Source organism: Actinoplanes sp. NPDC024001, assembly GCF_040638955.1.
Classification (GTDB): domain Bacteria; phylum Actinomycetota; class Actinomycetes; order Mycobacteriales; family Micromonosporaceae; genus Actinoplanes.
In genome coordinates, this window is the sequence record NZ_JBEZZB010000281.1 from 1 (window position 1) to 8,176 (window position 8,176).

Annotated in this window: 8 protein-coding genes and 8 tRNA genes; 12 read left to right on the top strand and 4 right to left on the bottom strand. The window is 69.4% G+C overall.

The features are described from left to right. The 10 genes from AB0F81_RS49265 to AB0F81_RS49310 all read left to right on the top strand — a co-directional run. A partial coding sequence (locus AB0F81_RS49265; RefSeq protein WP_360211052.1) for a response regulator transcription factor occupies positions 1-499 on the top strand: 499 nt, incomplete at its 5' end. Positions 500-575: 76 nt separating this feature from the next. Then, positions 576-1,646, top strand: a complete 1,071-nt coding sequence (locus AB0F81_RS49270) for an NAD(P)/FAD-dependent oxidoreductase (RefSeq protein ID WP_360211054.1) — start codon at positions 576-578, stop codon at positions 1,644-1,646. A gap of 298 nt (positions 1,647-1,944) precedes the next feature. After that, positions 1,945-2,017 (top strand) — tRNA-Arg (locus AB0F81_RS49275). Between the two features lie 6 nt (positions 2,018-2,023). After that, positions 2,024-2,096 (top strand) — tRNA-Gly (locus tag AB0F81_RS49280). A gap of 8 nt (positions 2,097-2,104) precedes the next feature. Next, positions 2,105-2,178, top strand: a tRNA-Leu gene (locus AB0F81_RS49285). A 15-nt stretch (positions 2,179-2,193) separates the two neighbouring features. Further along, a tRNA-Leu gene (locus tag AB0F81_RS49290) sits at positions 2,194-2,268 on the top strand. Positions 2,269-2,273: 5 nt separating this feature from the next. Then, a tRNA-Ala gene (locus tag AB0F81_RS49295) sits at positions 2,274-2,346 on the top strand. A 10-nt stretch (positions 2,347-2,356) separates the two neighbouring features. Beyond that, positions 2,357-2,447, top strand: a tRNA-Ser gene (locus AB0F81_RS49300). A 12-nt stretch (positions 2,448-2,459) separates the two neighbouring features. Continuing rightward, positions 2,460-2,533: transfer RNA gene (locus AB0F81_RS49305), tRNA-Met, on the top strand. 4 nt (positions 2,534-2,537) lie between these two features. Continuing rightward, positions 2,538-2,610, top strand: a tRNA-Lys gene (locus AB0F81_RS49310). A 24-nt stretch (positions 2,611-2,634) separates the two neighbouring features. Here AB0F81_RS49310 and AB0F81_RS49315 read toward each other — a convergent pair. After that, complete coding sequence (locus AB0F81_RS49315) at positions 2,635-2,895, bottom strand: hypothetical protein (RefSeq protein ID WP_360211056.1); 261 nt, start codon at positions 2,893-2,895, stop codon at positions 2,635-2,637. 135 nt (positions 2,896-3,030) lie between these two features. Here AB0F81_RS49315 and AB0F81_RS49320 point away from each other — a divergent pair, with 135 nt between their 5' ends. Further along, positions 3,031-3,618, top strand: coding sequence for a dihydrofolate reductase family protein (locus AB0F81_RS49320; protein ID WP_360211058.1), 588 nt, complete (start codon positions 3,031-3,033; stop codon positions 3,616-3,618). Here AB0F81_RS49320 and AB0F81_RS49325 read toward each other — a convergent pair. Then, on the bottom strand, positions 3,608-4,177 hold the full coding sequence (locus AB0F81_RS49325) for an NUDIX hydrolase (protein ID WP_360211060.1): 570 nt from the start codon (positions 4,175-4,177) through the stop codon (positions 3,608-3,610). The two genes, AB0F81_RS49320 and AB0F81_RS49325, sit on opposite strands and share 11 nt — an antisense overlap. Positions 4,178-4,242: 65 nt before the next feature. Here AB0F81_RS49325 and AB0F81_RS49330 point away from each other — a divergent pair, with 65 nt between their 5' ends. Beyond that, positions 4,243-5,106 carry a GNAT family N-acetyltransferase gene (locus tag AB0F81_RS49330; protein WP_360211062.1) on the top strand — a complete coding sequence of 288 codons (864 nt, stop codon included), beginning with the start codon at positions 4,243-4,245 and terminating at the stop codon, positions 5,104-5,106. Here the strand turns inward: AB0F81_RS49330 and AB0F81_RS49335 are convergent. Further along, positions 5,093-6,472: a hypothetical protein gene (locus AB0F81_RS49335; protein WP_360211064.1), complete on the bottom strand. Its 1,380-nt coding sequence runs from the start codon at positions 6,470-6,472 to the stop codon at positions 5,093-5,095. The two genes, AB0F81_RS49330 and AB0F81_RS49335, sit on opposite strands and share 14 nt — an antisense overlap. Further along, positions 6,456-8,176: tetratricopeptide repeat protein (locus tag AB0F81_RS49340; RefSeq protein ID WP_360211066.1), on the bottom strand; the 1,721-nt coding region annotated here is incomplete at its 5' end. The genes AB0F81_RS49335 and AB0F81_RS49340, both read right to left, overlap by 17 nt.

The following is an 8,176-nucleotide window of genomic DNA, read 5'->3' on the forward strand; positions in this document are numbered from 1 at the left end:
CGCCGCCGAGCTGACCGCCGTCGCCGCCCGCTACGGCACCACCGCGCTCGCCGCGATGGCCGCCCACGCCACCGGCTCGGTGCGGGTCGCCAACGGGGAGGCCGCCACCGCGCTGCCGCCCCTGCGCGAGGGCTTCCGGCAGTGGCGGGACCTGGAAGCCCCGTACGAGGCGGCCCGCAGCCAGACCCTGATCGGCGTGGCCTGCCGCGACCTCGGCGACGACGACGCCGCCGACATGGAACTTGGCGCCGCCGAACAGGTCTTCCGCCGCCTCGGCGCCACCCCGGTGGTGCGCCGGGCCGAACCGCACGGGCTCACCTCCCGCGAACTCGAGGTGATCCGGCTGCTCGCCCAGGGCGGCACCAACCGGGAGATCGCCGGGCAGCTGCGGCTCAGCGAGAAGACCGTCGCCCGGCACGTCAGCAACATCTTCGGCAAACTCGGGGTGGGCTCACGGACGGCGGTTGCCGCGTACGCGTACGAGAACCGCCTGGTCTGAATTGCCCAGCCGCCGGCCGGCAGCTTGGGTAATGCTGCCGAAGCGCGCACCGTGCGCGCCGGCGCACGCTGAGCCGATGACCGTCGAAGAGATCGAGACCGTGATCGTCGGCGGCGGGCAGGCCGGCCTCGCCACCGGATACCACCTGACCCGCCGCGGCCGCCCGCACGTCATCCTGGAAGCCGCGCCCCGCGTCGGCGACACGTGGCGGCAGCGCTGGGACTCGCTGCGCCTGTTCACCCCGGCCCGCTACTGCTCCCTGCCGGGCCGGCCGTTCCCCGCTCCGGCCTGGAGCTTTCCCACCCGCGTCGAGTTCGCCGACTACCTCGCGGACTACGCGCGACAGTTCCGGCTGCCGGTGCGCACCGGCGCTGCGGTGCGCCGGCTGAGCAACGACGGCGCCGGCTTCCAGGTCGAGACGGACCAGGCCCGGTACGCGGCCCGCAACGTGGTCGTGGCCACGGGGTACGACCACGTGCCGCGGGTGCCGGAGTTCGCCGCGGGGCTGGACCCCGGAATCCGGCAACTGCACTCGGCGGACTACCGCCACCCCGGCCAGCTGGGCGACGGTGACGTGCTCGTGGTGGGGGCCGGCAACTCCGGGGCGGACATCGCGCTGGAGCTGTCCCGTACCCATCGGGTGTCGCTCTCCGGCCGGCATCCCGGGCACCTGCCCTGGCGGATCGACCGCCGCCTGACGCCGCTGCTCTGCCCGCCGGTCTTCTTCGCGTTCCGGCATCTACTGACCGTCCGCACGCCGCCGGGCCGGCGGCTGCGCCCCTACGTCCTGGAACACGGCGGCCCGCTGATCCGGGTCCGCCCCGCCGACCTGGACGCCGCCGGCGTCGTGCGGGTCCCGCGCGTCACCGGGGTGCGCGACGGCCGGCCGGTCCTCGCCGACGGCAGCGTGCCGCGGGCCGCGACCGTCCTCTGGTGCACCGGATACCGCCCGGATCTGAGCTGGCTCGGTTTCGAGCCGGACCACCACCGCGGCGCCGTAACCGGCCATCCCGGCCTCTACCTGGTCGGATGGCTGTTCCAGTACGCCCTCGCCTCGGCAATGATTCAGGGCGCCGGCCGTGACGCCGCCTATGTGGCGAAACAGATCGCGTTTAATTCGATTGCCGGTGATCGGGTGCGGGTCTAACTTCTTCATCAACACCGACCGAGCGGAAAGAGGGGAGAGGCACGATGATGTCGCGACAGTCGACGCTTGCCGGCCTTTCCCTCGCTGCCCGTGCTCTGGGCAGCTCTCTCGCTTCGGGCAGCTCTCTTGCTCTGGGCAGCTCTCTTGCTCTGGGCAGCTCTCTTGCTCTGGGCAGCCGAAAGCTGCGTCGGTGGCGCGATTGACCGGATCTCTCCGGTGATCCTCGCGCCGCCCTTCCTGACCGGAACGGGCGGCGTTTCTCGTTTTCTTTGACAACTCCACAGCGGATCGCACACATGTCCCCGTAGCTCAGTGGATAGAGCACCGGATTACGGATCCGGGTGTCGTGAGTTCGAATCTCTCCGGGGACGCGACATGTGGCTGTAGCTCAGCAGGAAGAGCGCCGTCTCGCCATGGCGGAGGTCCCGGGTTCGAACCCCGGTAGCCACTCTTCACTTGCCCTCGTGGCCCAACCGGCAGAGGCACCAGGCCGAGGACCTGGACGGTGCGCGTTCGAATCGCGCCGAGGGCACTGTGTGTATTTCCAGCCCGGGTAGCCCAATTGGCAGGAGGCACGCCGCTCAGAACGGCGGAAGTGCGCGTTCGAATCGCGCTCCGGGTACGCAGGGGCTCGTAGCTCATCTGGTAGAGCGCCCGCCTTGCAAGCGGGAGGTGGCCGGTTCGACCCCGGCCGGGTCCACGAAACACAAGGAGAGCTGGCCGAGCGGCCTAAGGCGGCGGATTGCTGATCCGCAGCAGCGGCGCATGCCGCTGCCGAGAGTTCGAATCTCTCGCTCTCCGCGCCCGTCAAGCGTCGCCGTAGCTCAGTAGGCCAGAGCGCCGCCCTCATAAGGCGGAGGCCAGTGGTTCGATCCCACTCGGCGACACTTCGTGCCGCTAGCTCAACAGGCAGAGCAGCTGACTCTTAATCAGCGGGTTCGGGGTTCAACTCCCCGGCGGCACACCCTGCGATCCGCTGTGGAGTTACCTAACGTTGCGGTGAGGGTTCCTCGCGCTCACGGCCGTCCAGCCAGATCCTGCCTGAGATGATCTCGGCTGGGCCGAGGCCGACATTTCGCAGCCGGAGACCGGCGCGCTGTTCGGGCTGGAAGGTCTCCTCGAAATCGAGCACCGGCCGCACCGAAAGGCGGTTGTGCGCGCGTGTCAGGCGCGCCTGGTGAACCGTCAAGCCGAGTGCGGCAAGAGCGATGACCACGCCCGCTGTTGAGACGACCATATTCGCGTCCACCGGGATCAGCTCCGTTCGTCGCGGGCGGCTGATTCGCCCACCTGCACCATCTCACCTTCATTCATGCTCGGCGCCTTGCCCGCGGGAGCTCGGAGGGGCCACTCTGCGGGGGAAGCCCCGGAACGGAGGTGCGCCGTGGGCCAGGTTGTCGCCGCCCTGTCCATGTCGCTGGACGGGTTCGTGGCGGATGAGAACGACGGCGTGGCGGAACTGTTCGGCTGGTACCAGAACGGGAACGTGGAGATTCGCAGCGCGGACCCGCGGTGGACGTTTCATGTGACCGAGGCCAGCGCGCGGTTTCTGCGGCCGGCGCTCAGCCTGTGCGGGGCGCTGATCTGCGGGCGGCGGCTGTTCGACGAGACCGACGGGTGGGGTGGCCGGCATCCGGCGGGCTGCCCGGTCTTCGTGGTCAGCCACGACGTTCCGCACGGGTGGCCGCGGGAGGACTCGGCGACCACGTTCTATCCCGATCCGATGGCCGCCCTCGAGGCCGCTCAGGCGCAGGCCGGTGACCTGACCGTCGCGGTGTCCACGCCGACGCTGACCCGGCAGTACCTGGACGCGGGGCTGCTCGACGAGATCCGCGTCTCGCTGGTGCCGGTGCTGCTCGGTGAGGGGGTCAGCCTCTTCGGCGGGCTGACCGTCGCCCCGGTGCGGCTCGCCGACCCCGACGTCATCGTGGGCAGAGGCGTCACCCACCTCACCTATCGGGTCAGGCGCTGAGCGCCGTACGCCGCTGCAGTTTTGTCAGGAACCGGAAGAAATGCGGATCGAAGCGCGCCGGATCGGCCGAGCGCAGCTCGGCCGGCGTCCACCAGCGCACCGCGTGAAACTCGCCCTGGTCCGGGGTCAAGGTCTGATCGGAGCGCAGATCGAGTACGAACCACAGGCTCACGTCCGTGTGCCCGGCGTCCATGCCGACCGTTCGGGTGACGGTCAGGAACAGCGGGGTCTCGGCGGGCGCCGCGCTCACGCCGAGCTCCTCCGCCGCCTCCCGGGCGGCGGTGACGGCCGGATGCTCGTCGACCTCGACGTGCCCGCCCGGCGGCAGCCACAGCCCCGCGTTGACGTGGTCGACCAGCAGCACCGAGCCGGTGGCCGGGTCGACCGGCACCACGTAGGAGACCAGGTGCTGGTCGGGCGTGGCCGGCTTGACCCGCCGGAACACGTCGTCGGTGTCATGCAGCCAGGTCCGCGCGTGCGCCAGGTGCTCGGCCTCCAGGTTGTCGGCCGGGTCCACGGCGGACACCATCTCGTACACCACCGCCACCGACGCTCGCATCCGAGCATGATGGCATCAGCACCGGCCCCGCGGACCGTCTGACGCGCGGACGGCACAATCTAGCCATGATCGTTCGCATCACGCCGCTCACCGACCCGGCCACCAGCGCGTCCGGCCACCGTCTGGCCTGGCTGGCCGCCGGAGACGACGGCCGCCCGCTGGGTACCGCCTTCCTGCGAGTGCCGGCCTCCGGCGGTGTCGCCGACCTGGAGTTGCGGGTGCACCCGGCGGAACGCCGCGCCGGCGTCGGCACCCGACTGCTGGACGCTGTCACCGAGGCGGCGACCGGCCTGAAGCTGGACGGCGTCCTCACCGAAGCGGTCCATGAGGACAGCGAAGGCGACGCCTTCTGCCGGGCCCGCGGGCTGCGGCGGGTGCTCGCCCTGACCTACACGCGGCTGTCGCTGGACGACAACGTCTCGGTGGGCCGGCCGGTCTCCGGATACCGGCTGGTCCACTGGGAGGGCACGGTCCCGGACGAGCTGGCGGAAACGTTCGCCCGGTCCCGCCGGGCCATGGACGACATGCCGATGGACGACGCCGGCTACACCCCGCAGCCGTGGGACGTGGCCCGGCTGCACGCGATCGCCGATGCGGTCGCCCGGCGCGGCGAGATCCTGTGCACGACCGCGGCGGTCACCGACGGTGGGGAGATCGCCGGGTTCACCGAGCTGGTGGTGCCGGGTGACGGCACCGGCGACGGGCAGCACTACGGCACCGGGGTGCTGCCGGAACATCGCGGCCGCGGTCTGGCGCGCTGGATGAAGGCGGAGGCGATCACGCTCTCCCGGGTTCGGTTCCCCCGGCTTTCCGGGCTGCTCGCGGACACCGCCGACAGCAACACCGGGATGCGGCGGATCAACGACGAGCTGGGCTACCGGCCGGTCTATCGCAGCTGCCTCTACCAGGTCGATCTCAACCCCAGATGAGGACGTCGCCGTTGACCGGCGCCAGCGGGGAGCTGGGCGAGATTCCAGAGACAGCGATCGCGTACGCGCCCGGCGGCTGATCGTCGAGCACGGCGGTGACCCGGGCGCCGGCCGGGACTTGGGTGACCCGGGAGTCGACGATCCGGTTGTTCTCGTCGGTGACGGTGATCCGGACGCTGTGCGGGCGCCCGTCGGCGGTGGCGACGTCGACGAGCAGCTGCTCACCGGCCAGCGCGAGGTCGGGGATGTCCACCCGCAGGTCGACCGAGTAGGGCGCCCGCACGTCGATCGGCCGCGCGGTGAGGATGCCTTCGAGCTCGTCCAGGGCGGCGGGGTTGCGTTGCAGATTGCCGTGCTGGTCGGGGACGCGGCGCAGCAGAGGGCTGTCCATCGGGACGTCGGCCCGGGTGGCGGCGACGATCGGGACGGTGGCGTCGCCGTACAGATTCTCGGTCTGATAGGTCTCCACCATCTCGACCCGGCGGCCGGAGAGCCGGGCTGTGGTGCTGGTCGGCTGTTGGATGCCGATGATCGCGTGGGTGGTGGTGAGGCTTGCCTGACGGTGTGACTCGGCCTGGGCGAGTTCGGTGTGGAAGCGCATGCCGTCGGCGATCTTGCTGGTGCTGAGCTCCGGCACGGTGATCTCGGTGGTCTTCGCGAGGCCGCCGTCGTGTTCCAGGCAGGCGTACTCGGGCAGCAGCTGATACATCGACGGCATGCTGCGGACCAGGGCGGTCAGGTCCAGGCCGATCGGGCCGACACCCCGGCGTACGCCGTTGACCAGCTGTTCCAGGGCTTTGGCGGCGCCGCGGTAGGGGGTGCCGAAGGTGACGACCTTGCGGGTGGTCTCGGCGCCGCCGCAGTGTTCGACATACCAGCGGGCGATCAGGCCGCCCATCGAGTGACAAACAAGTACTGCCTGCGCGTCGGCGAATCGTCCGCCCTGCTCGCGCCACCGGTGGAGGGCCGGCTCGATGACGGTGGCCAGGCGGCGGGCGTTGTAGCGGTTGGAAAGCCGCCAGTCGTAGGGGAACAGGATCAGGTTGCCGGGTGTGGCGTCGTCTGTGGGCTCCCGGTAGCCGAGTGAGCGGAGCCGGCCGATCAGGCGGTCGTAGCCTTTGACCGGGGTCCAGATGCCGGGGAGGGCGTGCAGATCGGGCATGAGGCCGTCAGGCTCGACGCCGTCGCCGGGGTGGTCGTCGCCGATATCGTCGGGCAGGAGCAGGTCGCGGATCGAGCCGCCGAAGGTCTTGACGGCCTGCACGGCGGAGCGGGCGGACGGCGACCAGACCAGCTTGCCGCGGTGGCGCAGCGTGCTGCCGAGGATGCCGGGGAGGACGACAACGAGATCAGTAGGGCTGGTCAACGTGCGGCTCCGGGTTCTCGTCGAGCGGGGCGGTGAGGGTGGCGATCAGCCGCAGGACTTCGGGGTGCACTTGCCCGATTCCGGCGAGCCGGTTGATCCAGTACGTGGTCCGGTCCGGGGTCTGACGACGCGCTGCGGTGAGGGTTTGGACGGCATCGTCGAGATCGTCGGCGAGAGCCGCAGCGACAGCAACGTAGAAATCGGCGTCGGCGGTGGATTCGAGGGAGACGGCGACGCTGCGGGCCAGGAATGCGGTGGAGTCGAGGGCTGACGCGTCGGGCCGCTCGGCGATCTCAGCGAGCAGTTGCGGGAACGTCTCGGGTTCGGCGAGGGCAGCGAGTGCGGGCTCGGCTTGATCGAGGTGAGCGAGGGCAAGGACAGCATCGGCCCGCGCGTAGATCCCGGTATCGTCCTCCTCGGCGAGTCTGGCAAGTGATTCCCAGGCGATATCCGACAGCAAATCGTCACGATGCTCGGCGAGCAGCGTTGACTGCGCTGAAGGTTCCGCGTTGGCGAACGCGACGGCCAACTCGAACACCAGCAGAGGGCGATAGGCAGCAGCAACGCCGTGAACTCGGGCATCGTCCCGCAGGTCCAGGTACCGCTGAGATTCCGAGGTTTCGACGTCCAAGAGCGCTTCGGCGAGCGCGGCGTCGGCTGTCGAGTCGAGCAATGCCGCGTGTCTGACGAGGTGATCGTGCTCTTCGGTATAGGTCGACGTGGTGACCCATGACCGTGCTGTCTCGACGAGTTTCGGATCGACAGTCAGCCAGGCGGGGAGTTCACCCTCCTGTTTGAGCCACACGCCGTCGAACCGATCGGGATCATGCGTCCGGTGACGCCGTGCCTGGTGTCGTAGGGCGGTGGTTAAGACGGGGATATCCCTGGAGTGAGCCAACCCCGCGGTCAACCAGGAAATGACCCGCGTTTCTCCAAGTTCAGCGGATCTCGCTCGGTTGAGTAGAAGAAAGGCGCCTGCCTCCGGGGCGGCGTCGGAAAGTGAGCGGTGCCACTCGACCTCTGTGGCGGCACTGTTGCCGGCTTGCATGTAGTGGCGTTCGAGGTTGTGGAGAGCGCCCGCGAGCTTGGAAAGGAAGGCGGAGTTCTGGGCGCTGAGTTTGCGGTAGATGCCGATTGCTTCTTCGGTGGCTGTGATCGCGTCGCTGAGGCGTCCGAAGTCGCTATAACGGGTGCCGAGGTTAGTGAGGGCTGTGGCGAGGTGGGGGAGGGAGGCGGAGTTCTGGGCGCTGAGTTTGCGGTAGATGCCGATTGCTTCTTCGGTGGCCGTGATGCCGTCGATGCGACGTCCGACCTCGCTGTAGCTGACACCGAGGTTGTTGAGGGCGCCCGCGAGGTTAGGGAGAAAGGCGGGGTTGTCAGTGCTGAGCTTGCGGTAAATCGCAATGGCCTCTTCGGTGGGTGGGATGGCGTCGGTGCGGCGTCCGCTTCCGCTGTAGCTGACGCCGAGGTTGGTAAGGGCGCTGGCGAGGTCGGGAAGGAAGGCAGGGTTGGCGGTGCTGAGCCTGCGGTAGATGCCGACGGCTTCTTCGGAGGCTGTGACAGCGTCGGTGCGGCGCCCGACGTCGCTGTAGCGGATGCCGAGGTTGGTTGGGCCTGCCCCGTTTTGACGGACATCCAAGATCAGGGGACCTGGGGTCTCCGGGAGGATGTCCAGCATCATGGAGAGTGTGGGAAAGAAGCGAT

What these genes read in the sequence shown, in the direction of transcription:
- AB0F81_RS49270 (WP_360211054.1), top strand. Translation starts at nt 576, where the DNA reads ATGACCGTCGAAGAGATCGAGACCGTGATCGTCGGCGGCGGGCAGGCC.
- AB0F81_RS49325 (WP_360211060.1), bottom strand. Translation starts at nt 4,177, where the DNA reads ATGCGAGCGTCGGTGGCGGTGGTGTACGAGATGGTGTCCGCCGTGGAC.
- AB0F81_RS49330 (WP_360211062.1), top strand. Translation starts at nt 4,243, where the DNA reads ATGATCGTTCGCATCACGCCGCTCACCGACCCGGCCACCAGCGCGTCC.